The sequence below is a fragment of the Stenotrophomonas sp. A3_2 genome, from assembly GCF_036624925.1.
GTDB classification, from domain to species: Bacteria; Pseudomonadota; Gammaproteobacteria; order Xanthomonadales; family Xanthomonadaceae; genus Stenotrophomonas; species Stenotrophomonas hibiscicola.
The window spans coordinates 1-24,579 of sequence record NZ_JAZKVY010000250.1; the positions used below are offsets into that span (position 1 = coordinate 1).

26 protein-coding genes are annotated in these 24,579 nt (G+C 67.1%); 13 read left to right on the plus strand and 13 right to left on the minus strand.

Annotation, left to right across the window (positions count from 1 at the left end):
• The first annotated feature begins 97 nt into the window (after positions 1–97).
• The 3 genes from R5H29_RS09935 (at position 98) to map (ending at position 1,530) form a co-directional block, all read left to right on the plus strand.
• Positions 98–457, plus strand: coding sequence for a VOC family protein (locus tag R5H29_RS09935; RefSeq protein ID WP_227844161.1), 360 nt, complete (start codon positions 98–100; stop codon positions 455–457).
• Positions 458–524: 67 nt separating this feature from the next.
• Positions 525–737: a ParD-like family protein gene (locus R5H29_RS09940; protein WP_005415768.1), complete on the plus strand. Its 213-nt coding sequence runs from the start codon at positions 525–527 to the stop codon at positions 735–737.
• 10 nt (positions 738–747) lie between these two features.
• Complete coding sequence (gene map, locus R5H29_RS09945; RefSeq protein WP_171952437.1) at positions 748–1,530, plus strand: type I methionyl aminopeptidase; 783 nt, start codon at positions 748–750, stop codon at positions 1,528–1,530.
• Here the strand turns inward: map and R5H29_RS09950 are convergent.
• Positions 1,527–2,141 carry a LysE/ArgO family amino acid transporter gene (locus R5H29_RS09950; protein WP_155029166.1) on the minus strand — a complete coding sequence of 205 codons (615 nt, stop codon included), beginning with the start codon at positions 2,139–2,141 and terminating at the stop codon, positions 1,527–1,529. The genes map and R5H29_RS09950 overlap by 4 nt on opposite strands.
• 106 nt (positions 2,142–2,247) lie before the next feature.
• Here R5H29_RS09950 and R5H29_RS09955 point away from each other — a divergent pair, with 106 nt between their 5' ends.
• The 5 genes from R5H29_RS09955 to R5H29_RS09975 all read left to right on the plus strand — a co-directional run bounded on the left by R5H29_RS09955 (position 2,248) and on the right by R5H29_RS09975 (position 7,922).
• The gene (locus tag R5H29_RS09955; protein WP_155029165.1) at positions 2,248–3,141 is read left to right on the plus strand and encodes a LysR family transcriptional regulator ArgP; all 894 of its coding nucleotides are present in this window, start codon (positions 2,248–2,250) and stop codon (positions 3,139–3,141) included.
• Between the two features lie 78 nt (positions 3,142–3,219).
• Entirely contained in the window at positions 3,220–4,626 is a 1,407-nt protein-coding gene (locus tag R5H29_RS09960) for a TolC family protein (RefSeq protein WP_155029164.1), read from the plus strand.
• Positions 4,619–5,632, plus strand: coding sequence for an HlyD family secretion protein (locus tag R5H29_RS09965; RefSeq protein ID WP_019659205.1), 1,014 nt, complete (start codon positions 4,619–4,621; stop codon positions 5,630–5,632). Before R5H29_RS09960 ends, R5H29_RS09965 begins: the two co-directional genes overlap by 8 nt.
• The gene (locus R5H29_RS09970) at positions 5,617–6,804 is read left to right on the plus strand and encodes an ABC transporter permease (protein WP_332329123.1); all 1,188 of its coding nucleotides are present in this window, start codon (positions 5,617–5,619) and stop codon (positions 6,802–6,804) included. Before R5H29_RS09965 ends, R5H29_RS09970 begins: the two co-directional genes overlap by 16 nt.
• Positions 6,801–7,922 (plus strand): ABC transporter permease, encoded by a 1,122-nt coding sequence (locus R5H29_RS09975; RefSeq protein WP_407073528.1) that lies wholly within the window; start codon positions 6,801–6,803, stop codon positions 7,920–7,922. The genes R5H29_RS09970 and R5H29_RS09975 overlap by 4 nt, the downstream gene beginning before the upstream one ends.
• Before the next feature lie 51 nt (positions 7,923–7,973).
• Here R5H29_RS09975 and R5H29_RS22970 read toward each other — a convergent pair whose 3' ends face one another.
• The 3 genes from R5H29_RS22970 to R5H29_RS09995 all read right to left on the minus strand — a co-directional run bounded on the left by R5H29_RS22970 (position 7,974) and on the right by R5H29_RS09995 (position 12,249).
• Complete coding sequence (locus tag R5H29_RS22970; RefSeq protein ID WP_026346934.1) at positions 7,974–9,266, minus strand: hypothetical protein; 1,293 nt, start codon at positions 9,264–9,266, stop codon at positions 7,974–7,976.
• 225 nt (positions 9,267–9,491) lie between these two features.
• Complete coding sequence (locus tag R5H29_RS09990) at positions 9,492–9,860, minus strand: glycine zipper 2TM domain-containing protein (protein ID WP_014646414.1); 369 nt, start codon at positions 9,858–9,860, stop codon at positions 9,492–9,494.
• A gap of 166 nt (positions 9,861–10,026) precedes the next feature.
• Complete coding sequence (locus R5H29_RS09995; protein ID WP_332329125.1) at positions 10,027–12,249, minus strand: methyl-accepting chemotaxis protein; 2,223 nt, start codon at positions 12,247–12,249, stop codon at positions 10,027–10,029.
• A 627-nt stretch (positions 12,250–12,876) separates the two neighbouring features.
• Between R5H29_RS09995 and R5H29_RS10000 the strand changes: the two genes are divergently transcribed.
• The 4 genes from R5H29_RS10000 to R5H29_RS10015 all read left to right on the plus strand — a co-directional run bounded on the left by R5H29_RS10000 (position 12,877) and on the right by R5H29_RS10015 (position 18,541).
• Positions 12,877–13,269 (plus strand): barstar family protein, encoded by a 393-nt coding sequence (locus tag R5H29_RS10000; RefSeq protein ID WP_180876055.1) that lies wholly within the window; start codon positions 12,877–12,879, stop codon positions 13,267–13,269.
• 134 nt (positions 13,270–13,403) lie between these two features.
• Positions 13,404–15,995: a DNA mismatch repair protein MutS gene (gene mutS, locus R5H29_RS10005; RefSeq protein ID WP_134730317.1), complete on the plus strand. Its 2,592-nt coding sequence runs from the start codon at positions 13,404–13,406 to the stop codon at positions 15,993–15,995.
• 275 nt (positions 15,996–16,270) lie between these two features.
• Positions 16,271–17,830, plus strand: a complete 1,560-nt coding sequence (locus R5H29_RS10010; RefSeq protein WP_407073529.1) for a catalase — start codon at positions 16,271–16,273, stop codon at positions 17,828–17,830.
• Positions 17,831–17,938: 108 nt separating this feature from the next.
• A complete protein-coding gene (locus R5H29_RS10015; protein ID WP_332329126.1) occupies positions 17,939–18,541 on the plus strand; it encodes a DUF937 domain-containing protein in 603 nt (200 codons plus the stop codon).
• A gap of 35 nt (positions 18,542–18,576) precedes the next feature.
• Here R5H29_RS10015 and R5H29_RS10020 read toward each other — a convergent pair whose 3' ends face one another.
• Complete coding sequence (locus R5H29_RS10020; RefSeq protein ID WP_021202477.1) at positions 18,577–18,984, minus strand: RNA-binding S4 domain-containing protein; 408 nt, start codon at positions 18,982–18,984, stop codon at positions 18,577–18,579.
• A 9-nt stretch (positions 18,985–18,993) separates the two neighbouring features.
• Positions 18,994–19,233, minus strand: a complete 240-nt coding sequence (locus R5H29_RS10025; RefSeq protein ID WP_021202476.1) for a hypothetical protein — start codon at positions 19,231–19,233, stop codon at positions 18,994–18,996.
• A gap of 62 nt (positions 19,234–19,295) precedes the next feature.
• Here R5H29_RS10025 and R5H29_RS10030 point away from each other — a divergent pair, with 62 nt between their 5' ends.
• On the plus strand, positions 19,296–20,768 hold the full coding sequence (locus R5H29_RS10030; protein WP_021202475.1) for an MATE family efflux transporter: 1,473 nt from the start codon (positions 19,296–19,298) through the stop codon (positions 20,766–20,768).
• Between the two features lie 68 nt (positions 20,769–20,836).
• On the opposite strand, the gene R5H29_RS10035 is transcribed toward R5H29_RS10030, so the two are convergent.
• The 7 genes from R5H29_RS10035 to rpsP form a co-directional block, all read right to left on the minus strand.
• The gene (locus R5H29_RS10035) at positions 20,837–21,247 is read right to left on the minus strand and encodes a DUF1801 domain-containing protein (RefSeq protein WP_019659260.1); all 411 of its coding nucleotides are present in this window, start codon (positions 21,245–21,247) and stop codon (positions 20,837–20,839) included.
• 38 nt (positions 21,248–21,285) lie between these two features.
• Positions 21,286–21,720 carry a DUF1801 domain-containing protein gene (locus tag R5H29_RS10040; protein ID WP_155029158.1) on the minus strand — a complete coding sequence of 145 codons (435 nt, stop codon included), beginning with the start codon at positions 21,718–21,720 and terminating at the stop codon, positions 21,286–21,288.
• 78 nt (positions 21,721–21,798) lie between these two features.
• Positions 21,799–22,176 carry a DUF6404 family protein gene (locus R5H29_RS10045; RefSeq protein WP_332329127.1) on the minus strand — a complete coding sequence of 126 codons (378 nt, stop codon included), beginning with the start codon at positions 22,174–22,176 and terminating at the stop codon, positions 21,799–21,801.
• 82 nt (positions 22,177–22,258) lie between these two features.
• Positions 22,259–22,660, minus strand: coding sequence for a 50S ribosomal protein L19 (gene rplS, locus R5H29_RS10050; RefSeq protein WP_005408597.1), 402 nt, complete (start codon positions 22,658–22,660; stop codon positions 22,259–22,261).
• A gap of 154 nt (positions 22,661–22,814) precedes the next feature.
• The gene (gene trmD / locus R5H29_RS10055; RefSeq protein WP_134730321.1) at positions 22,815–23,573 is read right to left on the minus strand and encodes a tRNA (guanosine(37)-N1)-methyltransferase TrmD; all 759 of its coding nucleotides are present in this window, start codon (positions 23,571–23,573) and stop codon (positions 22,815–22,817) included.
• An 8-nt stretch (positions 23,574–23,581) separates the two neighbouring features.
• Positions 23,582–24,094 (minus strand): ribosome maturation factor RimM, encoded by a 513-nt coding sequence (gene rimM / locus R5H29_RS10060; protein WP_019659264.1) that lies wholly within the window; start codon positions 24,092–24,094, stop codon positions 23,582–23,584.
• Positions 24,095–24,138: 44 nt separating this feature from the next.
• On the minus strand, positions 24,139–24,399 hold the full coding sequence (gene rpsP / locus R5H29_RS10065; protein WP_005415733.1) for a 30S ribosomal protein S16: 261 nt from the start codon (positions 24,397–24,399) through the stop codon (positions 24,139–24,141).
• Positions 24,400–24,579: the final 180 nt, after the last annotated feature.

A 24,579-nucleotide genomic window follows, 5' to 3' on the forward strand; every position in this document is an offset into this window, starting at 1 on the left:
TGCCGGCCGCTGGCCGGCAACCTCGTTGTTCCCGGGCGCATGCGGATGCCGGCCAGCGGCCGGCACTACACTGGACTTCCGCCCCGGAGCCGCCGCGATGCCCCAGACCGTCATCCCGCAACTGCGCATGCACCACGCCGATACCACCCTGCCGTTCTACGTGCAGGGACTGGGTTTCGTAGTCGACTGGGAACACCGCTTCGAACCAGGCTTCCCACTGTTCGCCCAGCTCACCCGCGACGGCCAGACGATCTTCCTCACCGAGCACAGCGGCGACTGTGAGGTCGGCGGCGCGGTGTACTTCATCGTCGAGGACGTAGACGCGCTGCACCGCGCCTTCAGCGCCGCCAACGTGCCGATCGAGCAGCCACCGCATGACACCGACTGGGGCAGCCGCGAGATGCTGCTGCGCGACCCCGACGGCAACCGCCTGCGCTTTGCCACCCACCTGGACTGAACAACGCGGGCTTGAGGCGGATATACGAAACATATATGTTTCGTATATTCCCACTCCAGGACCGCCGATGGGCATCGTCAACATCGATGACACCCTGCACGACCAGTTGCGCCGTGCCTGCACTGTCTCCAGCCGTTCGATCAACGCCCAGGCCAACTTCTGGATCCGGGTCGGCATGCTGTGCGAAATGAATCCCACGCTGAGCTTCCAGGACATCGTCGCCAGCGAACTGCGGGCTGCCGGCGTGCAGCCGCCGCTGCTGGCACCGGGACAGGTCTGAGCAGATGGCGATCATCAAGCGCCCCGACGAGATCGCGCTGATGGCCGAATCCGGGCGCCTGCTTGCGCAGGTGTTCGCCGCGCTCGACCGGCTGCCACTGCAGGGCCGCAGCACGATGGAGATCAACGATTTCGTCGAACGCATGATCGTTGACGAGCTGCAGGCGCGGCCGGCCAGCAAGGGCCAGTACGGCTTCCCGTACGTGCTCAACGCCTCGATCGACAACGTGATCTGCCACGGCGTACCCAGCACCACCGACGTGCTGCGTAACGGCCAGATCGTCAACCTCGACATCACCTTGGAGAAGAACGGCTACATCGCCGACTCCAGCACCACCTACCTGGTGGGCGAGGTCGACTACGCCGCGCGCAGGCTGGTGCAGACCGCCTACCAGGCGATGTGGAAAGGCATCGCTGCGGTGCGCCCCGGTGCACGCCTGGGCGACATCGGCCACGCCATCGCCCGCTACGCGCGCAGCCACGGCTACAGCGTGGTGAAGGAATACTGCGGCCATGGCATCGGCCAGGAAATGCACGAGGAACCGCAGATCCTGCACTACGGCCATCCCAACACCGGCCTGGTGCTGGAAGAAGGCATGGTGTTCACCATCGAGCCGATGCTCAACCAGGGCAGGCCGGCCATCCGCCAGCAGCCGGACCAATGGCCGGTCTACACCCGCGACGGCAAGCTGTCTGCCCAGTTCGAGCACACCGTGGCGGTTACCCGCAGCGGCGTGCGCGTATTGACCCTGCGCCCCGGCGAAACGCCATTGTGCGCGGTGGATGCGGCCTAGAGCGGACGCAACAGCAGCAGCGTGGCCAGGCAGAACATGAAAACCGCCACGCCGGCGTCCAGCATCCGCCAGGCGCCCGGTCTGCGGAACACCGGCTGCAACAGGCGCGCGCCATAACCAAGAGAACAGAACCAGGCCACGCTGGCGACACACGCACCGGCGGCAAAGGCCCAGCGCAGATCGCCCGGGTAGCGCGTGGACAGGCTGCCCAGCAGCACCACGGTATCCAGATAGACGTGCGGGTTGAGCAGGGTGAAGGCCAGGCAGGTCAGCAGCACCTGCCGTCCGCTGCCGCCCTGCGCCTCGGCGGCGGCCAGCACACTGCCACCGCGCCATGCGCGCAGCCCCGCCTGCAGGCCATACCAGAGCAGGAAGGCCGCGCCACCGAAGCGCAGCACCTGCAGCAGCAGCGGCCACTGCAGCACCAGCGCGCCCATGCCGCCCACGCCCGCCAGGATCAACGCGATGTCCGCGCCGGCACAGGCAGCCACCACCGTTCCGACATGCCGACGCTGCAACCCTTGTCGCAGCACGAAGGCGTTCTGCGCACCGATGGCGATGATCAGGCCGGCACCTGCGAACAGGCCGGCGGCAATGGCGGCGATCCACATCAGGAAGGCCCAGGCAGCGAGGGGACGCGCAGGGTGCGGCCAATTGCCCTGTTTAGACAATCTGATTTTTCTTTATCCTGTGCAGGAAAACTGAAGAGGCGACGGCATGGACCTGGTACATCCGCAGCTCGCCGCATTCGCTGCGGTGCTGGAAGAAGGCAGCTTCGAGGCTGCGGCACGCCGCCTGTCGATCAGCCCGTCGGCACTGTCGCAACGGATCAAGGCCCTGGAGGACAGGCTCGGGCAGGTGTTGCTGGTTCGCCAGGCACCGTGCCGCCCCACCGCCGCCGGTGAAGCGCTGCTGCGCCGGGTACGGCCGATGCAGGCGCTCGAGGCCGAGGCGCTGGCCGAGCTGCTGCCCGAGCGTGGCAGTGACACCGCGCGCACGCCGATCCCCCTGGCGGTCAACGACGACTCGCTTGATACCTGGTTCGTGCCGGCCGTCGCCGACCTGCACCAGCGCCATGGCTACCTGTTCGACCTGCGCATGGACGACCAGGACCACACCCTGCAGCTGCTGCGCGATGGCAGCGTGCTCGGCGCAGTGACCGCCGAAAGCCAGCCGGTGAAGGGCTGCAACGTGCACCCGCTAGGCGCCATGCGCTACCACGCGATCGCTTCGCCCGGCTTCGCCCGCCAGTACTTCAACGATGGCATGCAGGCCGCGGCCCTGGCGCGCGCACCGATGCTGGTGTTCAACCGCAAGGATGAACTGCAATGGCGCTTCGTGCGGCGCCTGACCCGCGCGCGACTGCAGCCGCCGCTACACTACCTGCCCTCTTCCACCGGTTTCGTCGAAGCCGCCGCGTGCGGACTCGGTTGGGGCATGGCCCCGGAAACCCTGGTCGCGCCCGCCGTGCGCGCCGGCCGCGTGGTGGTACTGGAACCCCGCCGCTGGCTCGACGTGCCGCTGTACTGGCAGCATGCCGCCGTGCGCTCAAGCACGCTGCAGCACATCACCCAGGCGCTGCGCACGGCAGCCAGCGGCACCCTTCGTTGAGGACAATCCGATGACCGCAGACCCGGGCTTCACGCCGCGCGCACTACCGTTTGCGCACTTCTTTACCACTGGGACGGCATGGGCGTGATCGGCCGACGTACAAGGATGCACCGCGCGAAGGCCGCGCTGGCGCTGGTGCTGGCGACCTGCCTGCCAACCGCTGCGTCCGCGCAGAACAGCAACGACGCCCCCGCATTGGACTGGGAACAGGCACGCCAACGCCTGGAGCAGGTCTCCGATGCGCTGGCGGCCGCTGATGCAGCGGTACGCAACAAGCAGGACCTGCAGGACGCCACGCGCCTGCTGCGCCTGCCGGAGATCACCGGCGAAGTGCGCCGCCTGCAGTTCCAGAAGACCCTGACCCTGCCACTGGGTTCGCTGGCGCCGGTGGCTGAAGCCTTCGGCATCGATTCGCCACTGTCGTTCACCGAGCGCGACTGGCGTACACGCCCGGTAGTGACCGCGGTGCTGCCGCTGTACACCGGCGGCGTGATCCCGGCCGCGCAACGTGCGGCCAGCGCCGCCCATGAGCAGGCCAGCGCCGAGCGCGAGGCACAGCGCCAATCATTGACCGTGCAGCTGGCCCAGGCCTACTTCGGCCAGCGCCTGGCCGAGCAGGCGGTGGAAGTGCGCCGCGACGTACGCGACGGCCTCAACCGCCACCTGTCCGATGCAGAAAAGCTGGAGCGCGAGGGCTTCGCCACCCGCGCCCAGCGCCTGCAGGCCACCGTGGCCCGCGACAAGGCCGAGCGCGAATACCAGAAGACGGTGAACGATCTGGCTACGCTGAAGGCCGCGCTGGCCACGCTGCTGCGCAGTGGTGGCGAGGTGCAGCCGGTGTCGCCGCTGTTCGTGCAGCGCGTGCCGATGGAACCGGTGGCCAGCTTCGAGCGCACGGCGCAGGCGCGCCAGCCGCAGATCGCGCGCTTGCGCGCGATGGTGGCGCAGGCCGAACAGGGCGTGCGCGTGCAGCAGGCCAAGCTGAAGCCGCAGATCTTCGCCTTCGGCCAGTACGACTTCCGTCGCCGCGACGAGATGCTGACCGACCCGGACTGGGCGTTCGGCATCGGCCTGAAGTACACCTTCCTGTCACCGAACTCGCGGCCGGCGCAGATCAGCGCCGCGCGTGCACAACAGGACCAGGCCGAAGCCGGCCTGCGCGAGGCCGAGAACCAGGTCGCACTGGGTGTGCGCAAGGCCTGGAACGAACTGGAAACCGCGCGCCAGCAGTTCGTGCTGCTCGACAGCAGCATCGCCCAGGCACAGGAAAACCTGCGCCTGCAGGAGCTGGCATTCCGCGAAGGCCAGGCCACCTCGCTGGATGTGATCGATGCGCGGCTCGGCCTGGGCGGCGCCCGTGTCGAGCGCGCACAGGCCGCCTACCAATACGACATTGCGCTGGCACAGTTGCTGGAGATCAGTGGACAGATGGACCGTTTCGAAGAATTCCGGCGGCGTGCGGACGAGGTGATCGACCATGAGTGACGTGCTGCACGACGATGCGACGACGCCCCCCGGCAAGCGACGGCTGGGACCGATCCTGCTGGTGGTCCTGCTGGTCGCGGTGGTGCTGGGCCTGTGGCTGGCCTGGCGCAGCCCGGCCGACCAGATCCAGGGCATGGCCGATGCGGATACGATCAACGTGGCCGCCAAGATCACCGCGCGCGTGGCCGAGCTGAAGGTGCGCGAGGGCGATCGCGTGCAGCCCGGGCAGGTGCTGTTCCTGCTCGACAGCCCCGAAGTGGCCGCCAAGGAACAGCAGGCGCACGGCGCATTGGCGGCTGCGCAGGCGGTGGCCGACAAGGCCGACGAAGGCGCGCGCAGCGAAGACATCCGCGCCGCCGAAGCGAACTGGAAGCGCGCCGAAGCCGGCGCGGCACTGGCCGAAGCCACCTACCGGCGCGTGCAGAACCTGTTCAACGAAGGGGTGATGACCCGGCAGAAGCGCGATGAAGCGCATGCCCAGGCCACCAGTTCGCGCGAACTGGCCCGCGCCGCCCGCGCGCAGTACGACATGGCACTGGCCGGCGCCCGAGAGCAGGACAAGCGCGCCGCGCAGGGCCAGGTGCAGCAGGCGCAGGGCGCGGTGGCCGAAGTCAACGCGGCGCGTGCCGAAGTGGAGGGACGCGCGCCGGTGGCGGGCGAGATCAACAAGCGCATGGCCGACCCGGGCGAGCTGGTGCCGGCCGGCTATCCGGTGTTCACCCTGGTCGACATCGACCGCATGTGGGTCGCCATGAACCTGCGCGAATCGCAGATGCAGGGCCTGAAGGTCGGCAGCAAGCTGCAGGGCAGCGTGCCGGCGCTCGGCCTGGACGGCGAATTCGAGGTCTACTTCATCAATCCGGCCGGTGACTATGCAACCTGGCGTACCACCCGCCAGTCGTCCGGCTATGACGTCCGCAGCTTCGAGGTGCGGGTGCGCCCGGTACGCCGCATCGAGGGCTTCCGCCCCGGCATGAGCGTGCTGTTCGCATGGCCCCAGCACTGAGCCCGGACCGCAACGGCTTCGCCGCTTCGTGGCGACGCGAGCTGCAGTCGCTGCGCGGCAACCGTGCCGACCTGCTGCTGGTCACCTTGCTGCCACTACTGATGCTGGTAGTGATGGCATGGATGTTCACGCCGTCGGTGATGCGCGATATCCCGATTGCTGTGGTTGACCTTGACCACAGCAGTGACAGCCGCCTGCTGCTGCGCATGCTCGACGCAAGTCCCGGCGTACGCGTCGCCAGCCAGCCAGCGGACCTGGAGGAGGCACGTTCGCAGCTGCGCAGCCTGGACGTGTTCGCCATCGTGCTGGTGCCGCGCGACGTCACCCGCCAAGCGCTGCGCGGCCGCCAGGGCACGGTGTTCGCCTATTACAACGCCACCTACATGACCACCGGCCAGTCGGCGGCGCGCGACATCGGCGAGGCGGTTTCCGCATGGAATGCACGCCTGCTGCGCGAGCGCATTGGCCTGCAGGTCGACCCGGGCAAGCTGCGTGCGGCGCCGATCGCTGTGCAGTCGGACATCCTCTACAACCCGGCGCGCAGCTACGAATTGTTCCTGCTGCCGCTGATCTTCCCGGCGGTGCTGTCACTGGTACTGGCACTTGCGGTGGCCAGCAGCCTCGGCCGCGAGGTCCGCGATGGCACCCTGCCCGCCTGGCTGGGCCGCACGCCGTGGTCGGCGATTGCCGGCAAGGTCGCGCCGTACCTCCTGCTGTTCTCGCTGTATGGCGCGCTCGGCATCGGTTACCTGGCATGGCTGCGTGGCGACGGCGTGGCCGGCAGCGTACTTCTGCTGCTGCTCGCGCAGCCGTTGTTCTACCTGGCCACCGCCGCCTACGCGCTGTTCTTCGTCGGCGTCACCCGCGACATGGGCACCGCACTGTCCGCGGTGGGCCTCAGCATCGGCACCGCACTGGCGTTCTCCAGCGCCACGTTCCCGGTGCTGGACGGGCCGTTGTTCACCCGCATCTGGCATCAGCTGCTGCCATTGAGCGCCTACATCAAGCTGCAGACCCAACAGCAGTTCATCGGCTCGCCGCTGCAGGTTTCGGCATGGCCGCTGGCTACGCTGCTATTGATGACGGTGGTGGCCGGGGGCATCGGCGGGCTGCGCCTGATCGCCTTTGCGCGTACCCCAGAAGCCGCACAGCCGGCGGGGGGCGACGCATGAGCGTACTCTGGCGCAGCCTCCGGCAGACCCTGATGGCGGTCCTGTGCGACCGCTACGCGATCGTGGTGATGGTCGGCGCAGTGATCCTGTACTCGTTCTTCTATCCGGCCGCCTACCGGCACCAGGTGGCCAGCAACCTGCCGGTGCTGGTGGTGGACGAAGACCACAGCGCGACCAGCCGCGAGCTGCTGCGCAAGCTCGACGCACTGCGCGTTGCGCGCGTGGTCGGGCAACCGGCGGACGTCGACAGCGCACGCCGGCAGCTCGAAGCCGGCCACGCCGAAGGCATCGTCGTGATCCCGGCCAACCTGGAGCGCGACATCCTGCGCGGCCATCCAGCCAAGCTGGTACTGCTTGGCAACGGCGCCTACCTGGGCCGCGCCAGCTGGGTGCTGGGCAGCGTAGCTGACGCGCTGGGTGCGTTCGGGCGTGATGCCGTGGTCGGCCAGGCCGCCTTCATGGGTGCACCGCAGGCCCCGCCGGTCACGCTTGTGCAGCGTCCGCTGTACAACACCCAGGAAGGCTATGGCAGCGCGATCGTGCCCGGGGTGGCCGAGCTGATCGTGCACCAGACGCTGTTGATGGGCATCGGCGTGCTGCTCGGCGGCCGCCGCCTCGCACTGGGCCGGCGCCTGCGCTTCGACCTGCCGACGCTGGCCGGCATGGCGTTGGGCTTCGGCCTGATCGGACTGTTCGGCCTGTTCTGGTACGCCGGTTTCACTGCCTGGGCGCAGGACTACCCGCGCGGCGGCAACCCGATAGGCCAGCTGCTGGGCGGCACCTTGTTCATCGCCGTCACCGTGGCCTTCGGCCTGTTGGTCGGCAGCTTCTTCCGCACCCGCGAGCGCGCCTTCCAGTACATCGTCGCCACCTCGATCCCGCTGTTTTTCCTGGCCAACCTGTCGTGGCCGGCGGTGATGACGCCGCAACCGCTGGTCTGGCTGGCACAGCTGCTGCCCACCACCTCGGGCATCAACCTGATGGTGCGCCTGAACCAGATGGACGCCCGCCTGACCGACGTCAGCCACGAACTGATCACCCTCACCCTTCTGCTGCTGCTTTACGGCAGCCTCGCCGCCTGGCGCCTCCTGGCCCGAAACGCGGACGGAGGGGATTAAGTCGCAGGCAACCTGTTCAAGGGCCGCGGCATGGCCGCTTCGAGCCGACGCTCAGGGATCCGGGGCGTACCAGAACGGGATGCGGAACGCGCGACGCCGTCCGCCCCCGCGCTCGCCGCCTGTGGCATTCCACACCAGTTCCAGGTCATGGCGTCCGGGCGCGAGGCCGCGGGTAGGCAGGTACCCCACCAGGCCGCGCATATCCAGGTCGCGCCGCTCCATGGGCACGAAGCCATGCAGGTCGACCGGGGTGCCGTCCAGCTTGACCTGCCAGAGCCGGGAAAGGCACTCCACTGCGGCGTTGGCGGCCTGTTGCCCGGAGGCTTCATTGTGCGCGTCCGGAAGTGCGGTGCAATGCTGGCGCGCCAGCGGATTGTCGCGTTGCGGGCGATGCGGAATGAACACGCGAAGCTGCCCACCGCTGATCGTGTCCGACGGGATCATCGGGTACGGCAGCAGCTGGTCATGCGCCGAACGCATCGATTCGTAATGCGCACTCAGCATGCCGTGCTCAACCGCCGCTTCCGTGACGATCTGGTACCGGTTGAACAGCGAGAACTTCAACGACGCCATCACCTGCACGGCGGCCAGCAGCATCGCTACCAGCACCGCGAACAGGTAGGCCGCCATGAACGAGCGCGAGCGCAGGTTGCTCTGCATGGTCAGCTGCATGGTCTGCATCAGGCGCAACAGCGGAACCCGTTGCAGGGCCGCCAGCATGCCCTGCAGGAGTCGCTGCGGTCGCTCATGGGGCTGCCCGCGCGCCTGCCGCCGCGCCACGATCTTTTCCAGGATCCCGGGGGTAACAGCCAGCGTCAACAGTGCGGCCAGCACGCTGCACAGGGCGAGCATGGCGACATGATCGGCGCCACCTGACAGCGCGCCGATCACCATCGACACACCGAGCGTCAGCACGGCCAACACCAGCGTGCCCGCCAATGTCTGTACGGCAAGCAGGGTGGTCGAGAACAGCATCGTCGCCAGCCGGTCGGCCCGTTCGATGCTGCCATCGAGGCCTCCGTCCCGGGCCTGCAGGAAAGCGCGCGTGACCGCCCCCATTCTTGGCAGGCGCGCCCAGTCAATGCCATCGGGGAAATGCGACCGGAGGCCGATCAGCCCGATCCAGTAGCCGCGCACCGTGAGGTGGATGATCAAGGCGACTGCCAGCACATAGCACATGCCGACACTGATGCTGAAACCGAACCAGAGCATCTGGAAGTACATGCCTTCGGTGTGCAGGCTGCTGCGCGCCCAGGCGTCGAACAGATAGCCCGGCACGGCCAGCAGCGCGAACGCCAGCAGGCCCGAAATGAACAGCTCGAGTTCATCGGTGCGATCACGCACCCGTTGGGGATGGGCGGTCGCTTCCGCTATCGGGTCATGCCCGGCGAGCGGTGCCGGTTGGGGAGCTGGAGCCGATTCGTTCACTGGACGTTCATCCGTTGAGTCGGCGCAGTATAGGCATGACGCCAGATTCAGCGATACGGGTCCGGAACGACGAACGCCGGCGCGGGGCCGGCGTTCGAATACTGCGATGTGGAAGGGCCGAACAGGTGTGGCAGCGACCGATCAACGATAGACGCGTTCGCAGCGGCGCTCGACGACGCGGTCGCCGTTCTTCTGCTGGCTGTTGCCCTGGATCTGGCGACCAGCCGCACCACCGGCCACGGCGCCCGCCACGGTAGCGAGCTTCTTGCCGTTGCCGCCGCCCACCTGGTTGCCCAGCAGGCCGCCGATTACCGCGCCGGTTGCCGTACCGGCAATGCGGTTCGGATCGCGCGAGTTGCGCTGCACTTCCACGTTCTTGCAGACCACGCGGCTACCGTCGTTGAACCTGCGCCCCTCATCACGCGGGCCGTAAGTCTGCGCGCCGGCCACCGACGAGGCCGCCAGCAGGGTACCCAGCACAAGCAATCGGGTCGAGGTCTTCATGGCCATCTCCTGAGTTCCGGTACGGGGCCAGTGTCCCCCAGCGGTTGGCAACCGGAAGTGAAATGGGCGTGTCCCCAATCTCGCCGGCCATCGCGCGTTCAGGGAAAAAATCCGCGCCCATCACGGTCAACGATCGTGATGGGCGCCGTCTCCCTGCCGGCATGCGCTGTTGCTAGAACTCTTCCCAGCCGCCCGCGTTCGCAGCCAGCGTCGGCTCGATGCGTGGTACCAGTACCCCCGGCCGGCGTACCGGAGTCACTTTCGCCGCGACCGCGGCCAGGACCGGGCGCACGGCTGCGGCCGTGGTTGCCGCACTGATGCGGAACACCGAAACCGCTTCGGCCAGCAGATTGGCCTGCTCCTCCATGGAACGAGCCGCGGCGCTGGCCTCTTCCACCAGCGCCGCGTTCTGCTGCGTGGTCTCGTCCATCTGCACCACCGCCTGGTTGACCTGTTCAATGCCCGAGCTCTGCTCCTGCGATGCGGCAGATATCTCGGCCATGATGTCGGTCACCCGCTGCACCGAGGCCACCACCTCGCCCATGGTGGTGCCAGCCTGGCGGACCAGCGCCGAGCCGGCGGCGACCTTGCCAACCGAATCCTCGATCAGGCCCTTGATTTCCTTGGCCGCACCCGCCGAGCGCTGTGCCAGTGTGCGCACCTCACTGGCCACCACCGCAAAGCCCCTGCCCTGTTCACCGGCTCGCGCGGCTTCCACCGCCGCGTTCAACGCCAGGATGTTGGTCTGGAAAGCAATGCCATCGATGACCGAGATGATCTCGGCGATCTTCTTCGACGAGGCCTCGATCGCCGACATCGTGGTGACTACCTGGCCGACCACCTCGCCGCCCTGCGAAGCGACACCGTGCGCGCCGATCGCGAGTTGATTGGCCTGGCGTGCGTGCTCGGCATTCTGCTTCACGGTGGAGGTCAGTTCCTCCATCGACGCCGCAGTCTCTTCCAGGTTCGCCGCCTGCTGCTCGGTGCGCCGCGACAGGTCGGTGTTGCCCGCGGCGATCTCGCCTGCCGCCAGGTTGATGCTGGACGCGCTGGCCTGGATGCGGCCGACGATCTGCGTGAGCTGGTCGACGGTGGCGTTGCAGTCATCGCGCATCCGGGCGAACACCCCGTGGAAGTCCCCCTGCATGCGCACGGTCAGGTCACCGCGCGAGATGGACTGCAACAGGCTCGATACCTGCACCAGGTTCTCGTCGGTGGTCTGCATCAGCCGGTTGAGCCCGGCCACCATGTCGTGGAAATCGTGAGCGAAGCGCTGCTCGTCACCGCGCAGGCTGAAGTCCCCCGCCGCTGCTGCCGTCGCCAGCCTGCGGATCTCACCGTTGATCGCTGACAGGCTGGCCTTGGTCTCGTCCATCGCCTGGGTGATCGCGGCCTTCTCGCCCGGCAGAGGATCCATGTCTACCGACAGATCGCCCCTGGCGTAGTGCTTCATTACTTCGATCAACCGGTTCTGCACCTGCACATGCGAGCCGACGAGCGCATTGGTCTCGTGCACCATGCGCCCGTAGTCACCGGGGAAGGCGCTCTCATCCATGCGATAGCTGAGGCTGCCCGCATCGTGCTGGCGAGCCAGTTCCCCCTGCGCCGCCATCACAGACTGCAATTGCGCCTGCATGCGCTGCATCGACCTGAGCAGCTGCGTCACCTCATCGTTGCCGGAGGCGTCGATGCTGCTGTCCAGCCGCCCGTTGGCGATGCCATCGGCGAGCTTCACGGCTCCCTCCAGCGGCCGGGTCAGGCTGCGGGTGATGGCCCATGCGGCCAGCGAGCCGAGTATCAGGCTCAGCACGCCGAACACGATCGACAAGGTGCCGGTCCACGCCTCGGTCGCGCGGTAGTCCTCGCGGCTGCGCGCCGTCAGCACCTCCTGGTGCCGCAGCAGGGTGGAGATCGCCTCGTTCCAGGCCGTCGCCAGGCCCTGCTCGGCAAGCAGCTCCTTGGCTGCACCGTCGAAATCGCCGGCCTTCATGCGCTCATGCAGTTGCCGGGTGGACGCGTCGGTGGCCTTGCGTGCCGCGTCGATCCGCGCGACCAGCGTATCGCCGGTGGCATCACGCGGAATCTTGATGTACTTGGCCCATATGGCGTCGTAAGCCTGCGACAGCTCCTGCGCCTTCCGATAATCCCTGTCGAAATCCTCACCGCGCTTGATCACCATCAGCCGGCGCTGCATCAGCACCGCATTATTGGTATCCAGCATCTCGTTCAACAACCGCATTTTCACCATGTTGACGTCCACCACTTTCTCGAACTGGGTGGACTTCAGGTGATTTCCGTACAACGCCAGGCCGACGATGGCGACGATGAACAGCAGCAGCAAACCAAACCCGGCGCCCAGCCGGGATCCCACTCGGAGGTTGCGTAAGGCGAGCATCTCAATTCCCTTGATCAATGGCCGTACGGTCGATGGCGGCGCAGGCAGGGGAAACTTTATGGGCCGATATTATTGTATCGATCCAGATATCCTGAAATGTGCGGGCTGTTGTGAAAACCGCGCACCGGCAAATTCCTGCAGCCGCGCATTGCAAACGTGCATCGGACCACCCAATATTCGACCTGAATGCGGGTTATTCATTTTGCGAGCCGGTGACGGCGCATGGAGAACGAGTAGCCAGCATTAACTTGGGCTGCGAAGAAGCCACCAGAGGCATGTGCCACGCTTCCTTCCGCCTCTGGCCTGGGAAAGAACGTTCGATACTTTCTCGAGAGAGCCTCATGAACTCGCGCTCAGTATCGGTGTTTCTCCGGAGTAGTCCCTGGCATCCATGACCGATGCAGAAGATGCATGGCGGCGTGGCGTCCGCCCACTGCAGAGCAAGCCACCACGTAGCCAGTGCAATGATTCGCATCGTCGCTGGCCCTCTACGCATCCTTCGACGTCCGTCGTGACCTGTGGCAAAGGCGCACCGCGATGCCAGATGGCATTCAGCCCGGAGCGACCGCGCAAAGCTCTCTCGTGCTGGGCCATCAACAACAGCGCGGACCACGCTACAGTCGGCGCATGACCCTCGTCCTGCAGATTGAAGGCGCCGCCATTGATGACATCGCCAGCCTTTACACGGAGATCAACCGCGTGTTCATGGCCGGCGAGGCATGGCAGCTCGGGCCGAGCCTGGACGCACTGGACGACCTGCTGCATGGCGGCTATGGCGCGTTGGCCGGGCAGGCGCAGGCCACGCTGATCTGGCGCGATATCGCCCACAGCCGTGCGGCCCTGGGCGTGGAGGCGACCTGCCAGTGGCTGCAGGCCAAGCTGGACGCACCAGGCAGCTTCAACGCGCGGGCGATCGCCCGCCGGCTGCAGGCGGTGCGACAGGGCGAGGGCCCGACCTACTTCGAGATCGTCATGCAGATCTTCGACAGCCATCGGCAGATCACCCTGGTCCCGGCCTGAACCCTTTTTCGTGCCGCACCGGCCTGCCACCAGTGGCGGCAGCCCTGCGCCCCAGCAGTTACCATGGACGGCCCTGTACCGGCTCCGCTGCCGCCGCCCTCCGGTGCGGCCGGACGCCCCGATTCACGAGTCCCATGTCCAAAGACAAGTCCGCCGAACATACCCCGTTGATGAAGCAGTTCTTCGCAGCCAAGTCCGAGTATCCGGACCTGCTGCTGTTCTTCCGCATGGGCGATTTCTACGAGCTGTTCTACGACGACGCGCGCAAGGCCGCGCGCCTGCTCGACATCACCCTGACCCAGCGTGGCAGTTCCGGTGGCGCACCGATCCCGATGGCCGGCGTGCCGGTGCACGCGTACGAAGGCTACCTGGCACGGCTGGTGGCGCTGGGCGAGTCGGTGGCGATCTGCGAGCAGATCGGCGATCCCGCGCTGGCCAAGGGCCTGGTCGAGCGCAAGGTGGTGCGTATCGTCACCCCCGGCACGGTCACCGACGAGGCGCTGCTGGATGAGCGCCGCGACACCCTGCTGATGGCCCTGTCGCGCAGCAAGCAGGGCTATGGCCTGGCCTGGGCCGACCTGGCCGGCGGCCGCTTCCTGGTCAACGAAGTGGAAACCGACGACGCTCTGGAAGCCGAACTGGCCCGTCTGGAACCGGCCGAGCTGCTGGTGCCGGACGAGGAGAACTGGCCGGAGTTCCTGCGCCAGCGCACCGGGGTGCGCCGCCGCGCACCGTGGCTGTTCGACGCCGACAGCGGCCGCCGCCAGCTGCTGGCGTTTTTCAAGCTGCATGACCTGAGCGGCTTCGGCATCGATGACAAGCCGCGCGCGACCGCAGCCGCGGGCGCCCTGCTCGGCTATGTCGAGGAGACCCAGAAGCAGCGCCTGCCGCACCTGACCTCGATCGCGATGGAAACCGCCGGCGAGGCGATCGCGATGAACGCCGCCACCCGCCGCCACCTGGAGCTGGATACGCGCGTGGACGGGGATACCCGCAACACCCTGCTGGGCGTGCTCGACAGTACGGTCACGCCGATGGGCGGGCGCCTGCTGCGCCGCTGGCTGCATCGTCCGCTGCGCCTGCGCGAGGTGCTGGTGCAGCGCCACCATGCGGTGGAAACCCTGATCGATCGCGGCGCGGACGCCGACATCCGCGAGCAGTTCCGCCGCCTGGGCGACCTGGAACGCATCCTCACCCGCGTTGCGCTGCGCTCGGCGCGCCCGCGCGACTTCTCCACGCTGCGCGACGGCCTGGGGCTGCTGCCGGCCGTGCGCGAGGTGCTGGCACCGCTGGACTCACCGCGCCTGCAGGCCCTGCATGCCGCACTTGGTGAACACGATGCGTGCGCGCAGCTGCTGGCCAGTGCCATCGCCGAAATGCCGCCGCTGAAACTGAGCGACGGCGGCGTGCTGGCTGACGGCTTCGATGAGGAGCTGGACGAGCTGCGCCGCCTGTCCACCCACGCCGACCAGTTCCTGGTGGACCTGGAACAGCGCGAACGCGAAAGCAGCGGCATTCCCACCCTGAAGGTGGGCTACAACCGCGTGCACGGCTACTACATCGAGATCAGCAAGGGCCAGTCCGACCGCGCGCCGGTGCACTACACCCGCCGCCAGACACTGACCAATGCCGAGCGCTACATCACCGAAGAGCTGAAGGCGTTCGAAGACAAGGTGCTGTCCGCGCGCGACCGTTCGCTGTCTCGCGAGAAGTACCTGTACGAGCAGCTGCTGGATACCCTCGGCGAACAGCTGGAACCGTTGAAGCAGTGTGCCGCTGCGCTGAGCGAACTGGACGTGCTGGCCGCCTTCGCCGAGCGCGCGCAGGCACTGGACTGGTCGCGGCCGGAACTGGAAACGGCACCGTGCCTGAAGATCGAGCGTGGCCGCCACCCGGTGGTCGAAGCGGTGCGCGAGCAGCCGTTCGAACCGAACGACCTGGACCTGCATCCGGACCGTCGCATGCTGGTCATCACCGGCCCGAACATGGGCGGTAAATCGACCTACATGCGGCAGAACGCGCTGATCGTGCTGCTGGCCCACATCGGCAGCTTCGTGCCGGCCAGCCGTGCGGTGATCGGCCCGATCGACCGCATCCTGACCCGCATCGGCGCCGGTGACGACCTCGCCCGCGGACAGTCGACCTTCATGGTCGAGATGGCCGAGACCAGCTACATCCTGCATCACGCCACCGCCCATTCGCTGGTGCTGATGGACGAGATCGGCCGCGGCACGTCCACCTACGACGGCCTGGCGCTGGCCGATGCGGTGGCCCGTCACCTGGCCTACCAGAACCGCTGCTACACGCTGTTCGCCACCCACTATTTCGAGCTGACCGCGCTGGCCGACGAACAGTACGAAGGCGGCCGCAGCGGCATCGCCAACGTGCACCTGGATGCGGTCGAGCACGGCGAGGCGCTGGTGTTCATGCACGCGGTCAAGGATGGCCCGGCCAACCGCAGTTTCGGCCTGCAGGTGGCGGCACTGGCCGGCCTGCCGCGCGCCACCGTGGCCCAGGCACGGCGTCGCCTGGCCGAACTGGAGCAGCGCGGCGGGGAGAGCCATGCCGCCGAACTGGCGCCGCAGGCGCTGGATGCCCCGCAGCAGTTCGGGCTGTTCGCCGCGCCATCGAACAAGGCACAGGAAGCGCTGGCGGCCATCGACCCCGATGAGCTGACCCCGAAGCAGGCACTGGAAGCGTTGTACCGCCTGAAGGCGCTGCTCTAGGACTGCCGCGCCCGGCCCCGGCTCCCGCCACGGCGCGGGCGGCCGTCCGAAAGGCTCTGCAAATCCTACTTCACGTTTCAATTGACAGAACCTATCGGCCTGAACGGATCATTCGATTATTCATTTCATCTGGCCCTAGCTAAAGTCGAGTGAAGATGTTCCACCCCCGTCTTCACCCGCAGGAGCCAGCCATGAGCCAGTCCGATAACACCAGTCCCAAGTGCCCGTATCACACCGCTCCGTCGCCGGCAGAAGGCGCCCAGCAGCAGCGTGAACTGAGCACCACGCCGAAGCAGAAGCACGGCGACGATCCGGTCACGCCGATGACCACGTCCTTCGGCGCACCGGTGGTGGACAACCAGAACAGCAGGACCGCTGGCCCGCGCGGCCCGCTGCTGATGGAAGACGTGTGGCTGCTGGAAAAGCTGGCCAACCTCAACCGCGAGATCATTCCCGAGCGCCGCATGCACGCCAAGGGCTCGGGCGCGTTCGGTACCTTCACCGTCACCCACGACATCACCCGGTACACGCGCGCCAAGCTGTTCGAGAAGGTGGGCAAGCAGACCGAGATGTTCGCGCGCTTCACCACGGTGGCCGGCGAGCGTGGTGCCGCCGACGCCGAGCGTGACATCCGCGGCTTCGCACTGAAGTTCTACACCGAAGAAGGCAACTGGGACCTGGTCGGCAACAACACGCCGGTGTTCTTCCTGCGCGACCCGCGCAAGTTCGCCGACCTCAACAAGGCCGTCAAGCGCGACCCGCATACCAACCTGCGCAGCGCGCGCAACAACTGGGATTTCTGGACGCTGCTGCCCGAGGCCTTGCTGCAGGTGACCGTGGTGATGAGCGACCGCGGCATCCCGCGCAGCTTCCGCCACATGCACGGTTTCGGCTCGCATACCTACAGCTTCACCAACGCCGACAGCGAACGCTTCTGGGTCAAGTTCCACTTCGTCAGCCAGCAGGGCATCGAATCGCTGACCGACGCACAGGCGCAGATCCTGGTCGGCCATGACCGCGAAAGCCACGGCCGCGACCTGTTCGCCGCGATCGAGAAGGGCGACTTCCCGAAGTGGAAGCTGTTCATCCAGGTCATGCCGGAGCTGGAAGCGGAAACCTACCGCATCCATCCGTTCGACCTGACCAAGGTGTGGCCGAAGAGCGATTACCCGCTGATCGAAGTGGGCCAGTTCGAACTGAACCGCAACCCGGTCAACTGGTACCAGGACGTGGAGCAGTCGGCGTTCGCGCCGAGCAACCTGGTGCCGGGCATCGGCCCGTCGCCGGACAAGATGCTGCAGGCACGCCTGTTCGCCTATTCCGATGCGCAGCGCTACCGGCTGGGCGTGAACCACCACCAGATTCCGGTGAACGCCGCGCGCTGTCCGGTGCACAGCAACCACCGCGACGGTGCGATGCGCGTGGACGGCAACTACGGCGGCCTGCCGCACTACGAGCCCAACAGCTACGGCCAGTGGCAGGAGCAGCCGCAGTATCGCGAACCGCCGATGAAGATCCGGGGCGACGCCGACTTCTGGAACTTCCGTGAGGACGACGCCGACTACTTCAGCCAGCCCGGTGCGCTGTTCCGCAGCTACAACCAGGCACAGAAGGACCGCCTGTTCGCCAACACCGCCCGCGCCCTGGGCGATGCGCCGGACTTCATCAAGCAGCGCCACATCGACAACTGCAGCAAGGCCGACCCGGCCTACGGTGCCGGCGTCGCTGCGGCGCTGAAGGCGCTGGCCAGCCAGCCGTCGGATCCGTTCAAGCCGGCGCAGCCGGAAGCGGACTTCCCCACTGCCACCCCGGGCGCCGAAGACATCGAGCTCTGATCGCCCTGCCCCGTGTACGGCACGCCGCCTCCGTGTGGGGCGGCGTCGCCGTTTTAACGGTCCGCGTCGTACCTTCTGCACGCCCAACCCCAATCAAGGATTCCGCAGATGAGCCTGACCGATGAACTTCTCGCCAAACTGCAGGGCGCCCCGCTGCAGCAGGTGTCGCAGCAGCTCGGCATCAGCGACACCCAGGCCTCCGGTGCGATCAGTGCCGCACTGCCGGTGCTGATGGGCGCGCTGGGCAACAACGCCTCGCAGCCGCAGGGCGCGCAGGCGCTGCTCGGCGCACTGCAGAACAACCACAGTGGGCTGGACCTGGGCAGTGTGCTCGGTTCAGTGCTGGGCGGCGGTGGCGGTGGTGCCGCCAGCGACGGCGCCCGCATCCTCGGCCACATCTTCGGCGGCAGCCAGCAGAAGGTGGAAACCGGCCTGGCCCAGGCCACCCAGCTCGACAGCGGCCGCACCAGCCAGCTGCTGCAGATCCTGGCACCGATCGTGATGGCCTTCCTCGCCCAGCGCCTCGGCGGCGGACAAGCCGATGCAGGCGCGCTCAGCCAGGCGCTCGGCCAGGAAAAACAGCAGGTGCAGCAGCAGGGTGGCATCGCCGGCGGCCTGCTCGGCAGCGTGCTGGACCAGGACGGTGACGGCCAGCTCGGTGTCGGCGACCTGCTGAAGATCGGCGGCAGCCTGCTGGGCGGCAAACGCTGAGGCTTGTGTGCGCCGGGCAATGACCCGGCGCACGCCTACAACGCGTCGATATCACCCAGCGCGCGGATCAACCGGCGTGCGCGCTTGTCCGGCTTGTGCTCCGGCGGCTGGAAACCATCGCGTGCGGCGATGCGCAGCGCACGCTGTTCGGCACGGCGCGCCTTGGAGGCCTCGCTCTCGGCATACAGCTGCTGCGCCGCCGGCGCCGGCCCGCGCTGGTCGCTCAGGCCCAGCACCTGGATCTCGAAATGCTCCTCACCACGGTTGACCTGCAAGTGCTCGCCGACGCGCACCGCGCGTGAGGATTTCGGGCGCTGCCCGGCCACGCTGACCTTGCCGGTTTCGATCGCCTGCTTGGCCAGGCTGCGGGTCTTGAAGAAACGGGCCGCCCACAGCCAGATGTCCAGGCGGACACTGGGCGACAGCGGGGAAAGCTCGGTCATCGGCAGGGACTACTCCGTTCGCTTGTTCAGGGGACGCGGGTTGTCGGGGTCGGTGCGGCAGCCGCTGCCGCCGATCAACGTGGGTACGCCAGCAGACAGATCCTGGCGCTGGCTGCCGACCAGGCACTCGGGGCGGTCGGTCGGCCGCACCTGGGTATCGCCCAGCCGGTCACCCGTCGAACATGCGGCCAGGGCGGCGCCGATCAAGGCCAGCGCCACGCTCCGCTTCACCTGCAGTCGTTGATGCATTGCCACATCCCGCAAACCGGCTTGGTGCTAGTGTGCGCCTCCCGGGATTCGATCACCACTCCATGGCCAAAGCGCCGCTTGACCTGACCTCCGGCCCGATCGGGCGCAATCTCCTGTTGTTTTCGCTGCCGATCCTGGCCGGCAACATCGCGCAGTCGCTGAACGGGTCGGTGAACGCGGTCTGGGTCGGGCGATTCCTCGGCGAGGCGGCGTTGACCGCCACCGCGAACGCCAACAACATCATGTTTTTCCTGATCGGCTCGGTGTTCGGCTTCGGCATGGCCTCGACCATCCTGATCGGACAGGCGATCGGCGCGCGCGACATCGCGCAGGCGCGGCGCGTGGTCGGCACCAGTGCCACCTTCTTCATCGGCCTGTCGGTGATCATCGCCATCGCCGGCTGGTTCATGGCCCACCCGCTGCTGGCGGCGATGGGCACGCCGGCCGCCTCGCTGCCGTTGGCCGAGGCCTACCTGCAGATCATCTTCCTGGCGATGCCGACGCTGTACGCGTTCGCCTTCCTTACCGCGGCGCTGCGCGGCGCCGGTGATTCGCGTACGCCGTTCCGTTTCCTGTTGGTGTCGGTGGCCTTGGACATCGTGCTGAACCCGGTGCTGATCTTCGGCATGGGGCCGCTCCCCGCGCTCGGCATCGCCGGCTCGGCGTGGGCCACGCTGATCGCGCAGACGCTGTCGCTGGCCGGCCTGCTGTTGTACATGCGGCACAAGCGCCACACCCTGTGGCTGGGCCGCGCCGACATGCGCCTGTTCAGGCTCGACCTGACCATCCTCAAGGCGCTGGTGATCAAGGGCGTACCGATGGGCCTGCAGATGGTGCTGATCTCGCTGTCGGTGATCCTGCTGATGACCATGGTCAACCAGTACGGCACCGACACCGCCGCGGGCTACGGCGCGTCCCTGCAGCTGTGGAACTACCTGCAGATGCCGGCGATGGCGATCGGCGCGGCGTGCTCTTCGATGGCGGCGCAGAACGTCGGTGCGCAGCGCTGGGACCGCGTACGCGGCACCGCACGCCAGGGCGTGCTGTTCAATTTCCTGCTGACCGGCGCGCTGATCCTGCCGCTGGTGGTGTTCGATCGCCAGCTGCTGGCGCTGTTCCTGCCACCGGCCAGCCAGGCACTGGACATCGCGCGCCACCTCAACCACGTAGTGATCGGCTCGTTCCTGTTCTTCGGCGTCAGCTTCGTGATCTCCGGCGTAGTGCGCTCCACCGGCGCGGTGATTCCGCCGCTGCTGATCCTGGCCGGCTCGCTGTGGGGCGTGCGCGTGCCGTTTGCCGAACTGCTGCAACCGTACTGGGGCGCCGACGCGATCTGGTGGAGCTTCCCGGTCAGCTCGTTCGTGTCTATGCTGCTGTCGCTGGCGTATTACCGCTGGGGCGGCTGGCGCAAGGCGAAGATGATCGGCAAGCCTTCGCACGCTGAGGAACTGGCCACGCCGTCGGAGATTCCGGCCTGTCCGCCGTCGCCGGTGGCCGACCCGGATGCCGCGCTGGAGTCAGCCCCGCCACGGTGAGGTGGGTGCGGACCGTTGGTCCGCACAGGCCTGTCAGCCGAGCATGGGCTCGGCTCTATAGAAGACGGTCAGCGCTTCTTCTTCTTCGCCGCATTGAACGCCGCCGCCGCGCGCAGCAGTGCCTTCAACGCCGCGGAATCTGGCATCGCACCTTCATGGATGTCGATCGCGCGCCGCGTGTTGCCCTCCAGGCTGGCGTTGAACAGGCCTTTCGGATCGGCCAGCGCCGCCCCGTTGGCGAAAGTCAGCTTCACCGCCTGCTTGTAGGTTTCGCCGGTGCACAGGATGCCGTTGTGCTCCCACACCGGTGTACCGCGCCACTTCCAGGCTTCCTGCACGTCCGGCAGCGCTTCATGGATCAATGCACGCACGCGTGCCAGCGTTTCGCCGCGCCAGTCCCCCAGCGCGGCGATGCGTGCATCGATCAGTTCGGCCGCCGGGGTTCCGGCATCGTCAGGGTTGGGAGCATGCGTGGCCATCAGGAACTCTCGTCGGGAAGGGAAACGGAATGCCGGGCTTACATGCGCTCGCCGGGCAGCGCAGCGGCCTGGCGCACCCAGTCCAGGAACTGCGCTTCATCCAACAGGCCGGATTCGTGGATGTTCAGGTAGCGCGTGTCGGCGCTCCTGGAGGGCTCCGGTGGCACCGGCGTCAAGGCAGCGCCGCGGAAAAAGGCCACCTTGATGTAGCGCGTGAAGCAATGGAAGCTGAGAAACCAGCCTGCGCCCGCAGCCACCGCATACATCGGCGAGTTCCACTTCACCGCCTTGTGCACCCCGGGTACGGCCCGTTCGATCAGGGCATCCAGCCGTGCGCCGATCGGACGTTTCCAATCCGGCATTGCGGCGATGTACGCCTGCACCGGAGCATCGCCCTCGCCCTTGGCGATCTGCGGGTTGCCACCGGTGAGCAGCGTGGGCACAGCGGTGGGTGCGGTTCGCTTGGCAGGCATCGCACGGTACGACCATCGGAATGACGCTGCAGCCTAGCGCGGCCTGTGCCGGGCGTCACGGCGCAGTGCGCCATCGGCTCAGTCCGCCTGCCGCGCGCGGAACCGGCGCCACTCCGGCAGCTGGCGGTGGCGGCGCAGCGAGCGCATCAGCGCCGCCATCACAAGGCCGAACAGCGCTCCGGCCGACAGGCCTGCCTCCAGCAACAGCACCAGCGGGCGCTCGCTGCCCTGCCAGAGCATCAGCCACATCAGCGCGGTCCAGAACAGCCCGAACAGCAGGCCCTGCACCAGCGCATTGGTACCGAAACCAGCCAGGATCGGCGGCGGCAGTGCGATGCCTGCGCGCCACAGCAGCCGATGCAACAGCGGCGCCGACTGCGCGCGTGCCAGCCCCTTGTCATCAAAGCGCAGCGCCGATTGGATCACGACGGGATAGTGCGGATTGACGTCATTCATCACCCGATCGTGGCCGATGCAATGCCGGAAACGCAAACGGCCACCCGAAGGTGGCCGTCGCGGCAACAACCGAAGTTGTTTATCAGGCCTTTTCGGCCAGACGGGCAGCCTTGGCGGCAGCAGCGGCAGCCAGGTCTTCCTTGATGCGGGCAGCCTTGCCTTCCAGGCCACGCAGGTAGTACAGCTTGCCGGCGCGGACCTTACCACGACGCTTCACTTCGACCGAGTCGATGATGGCGCTGTGGGTCTGGAAAACGCGCTCGACGCCGTAGCCGTGCGAGATCTTGCGCACGGTGAACGAGGAGTTCAGGCCGGCGTTCTTGGTGGCGATGACGACGCCTTCGTAGGCCTGCACGCGCTCGCGGCTGCCTTCCTTCACCTTCACGTTGACGACAACGGTGTCGCCCTGGCTGAACTTCGGCAGTTCACGGGTGATCTGGGCGGATTCGAATTCCGCGACGATGGACTTGTTCAGCTTGCTCATGGGTTACACCGATTCTTGTTCGGGTGGGCGTGTCGTATCGACAACGTGGGCTCATGCAGTCACCGGACTGTGCTGCACGTTTGTTTTGGGTACTGCGCGCGCCAACCGGGGCTGGCGGGAATTGGCCATGATAGCCGATAAAGCCAGCCCTGCGCTAGGGGCTGGCCTTGGGTTTCCGGGCCTGGCGGGCCTGGTCCAGCAGTTTGCGGTCGGCCTTGCCCAGCGCCTGTTCATCCAGCAGGTCCGGGCGTCGCTGGGCAGTCCGGAGCAGCGACTGCTGGCGGCGCCAGGCGGCGATGGCTGCGTGGTTGCCCGAGCGCAGCACCTCCGGCACGTCTCCCAGCGGGTGCTGGGCCGGCTGGCTGTAATGCGGGCAGTCGAGCAGGCCGAGGTCGCCCTCGAAGCTGTCCTGCGCCGCCGACTCCGCATCGTTGAGGGCCCCCTCCTGCAGGCGGGCCACGGCGTCGATGATCACCGCCGCGCCCAGCTCGCCCCCGGACAGCACGTAGTCGCCGAGGGAGATTTCCTCGTCGACATTGGCCTCCAGGAAACGCTCGTCGATGCCCTCGTAGCGGCCACAGAGCAGGACCATGCGCGGCAGCGCCGCCAGCTCCCGCACCTTGGCCTGGGTCAACCGCGCGCCCTGCGGGCTGAGGTAGATCACCGGAGCCGGGGTCGGATCAGCCTCACGGATCGCCTGCAGGCAGGCCTGCAGCGGCTCGATCAGCATCACCATGCCCGGGCCACCGCCGAACGGACGGTCGTCCACCCGGCGATAGTTGCCTTCGGCGTAATCACGGGGGTTCCAGCCATGCAGGCTGAACAGCCCCTTCTCCCGCGCGCGCCCGACCACGCCCAATCCAGCGGACTGGGCGAGGAACTCGGGGAACAGGGTGATGACGTCGAAACGCATGCGTCTGCTCAGAACTCGGGATCCCAGTCGACCACGACCAGATTGGCCTCGAAATCGACCGATTTGACGAAGTCCGGCAGCACGAACGGGATCATCCGCTCGCGGTCACCACGGACCACCACCACATCATTGGCGCCGGTGCTGAACAGATGCGAGACCTGGCCCAGGGCGACGCCCTCGGTGGTCGTCACGTCCAGGCCTTCCAGGTCCACCCAGTAGTACTCGTCGGGCTTTGGTGGCGGCAATGCACTGCGGGCCACGTAGATTTCGGTGCCGCGCATCGCTTCGACCACGTCGCGGTCCTCGACGCCCGGGAAACGGGCGACCAGGTGCTTGCCGCTGTCGCGGCCGCGTACACCTTCAATCGTGGTTTCCACGCCGGACGGGCTGCGCACGATCCACGGCTGGTAACGGAAAATGGCGGAACGTGGCTCGGTCCAGGACTCGAGCTTGATCTCGCCGCGCACACCAAAAGCGCCGACAACCCTGCCCAGCAGGATGCGGCGCTCGATATCTTTCATCTGCTTCAACCAAGAGGGCCACGCCGAAGCGTGGCCCGTCAGGATCAGGCCGCAGCGGCCTGGGACTTGGTCGCTTCCTTGATCAGGTTGCGGACCTTGTCGGTCGGCTGGGCGCCGTTCTTGACCCAATGGTCAACGCGGGCCAGGTCCAGCTCGATGCGCTTCTCGGCGCCCTGGGCGACCGGGTTGTAGAAGCCAACACGCTCGATGTTGCGGCCGTCGCGCGCGCTGCGCACGTCGGTGACGATGATGTGGTAGAACGGACGCTTCTTGGCGCCGCCGCGGGTCAGTCGGATCTTGACCATGGTGTTTTTCCTATTGCCCAGTCGCCAGGATGGCGAGGTAAGCGGGCGATTATAGCGGCAGAGCCCGGCCTAGCCAACCCCATATGACGCCGCGCCCTCGCGGTAGCGCCGGGCCATGCCCGGCGGCTTTTGTTCAGCAATGTGATCAACTTCTGACTTACCCCGCCGACGTCCCCATGG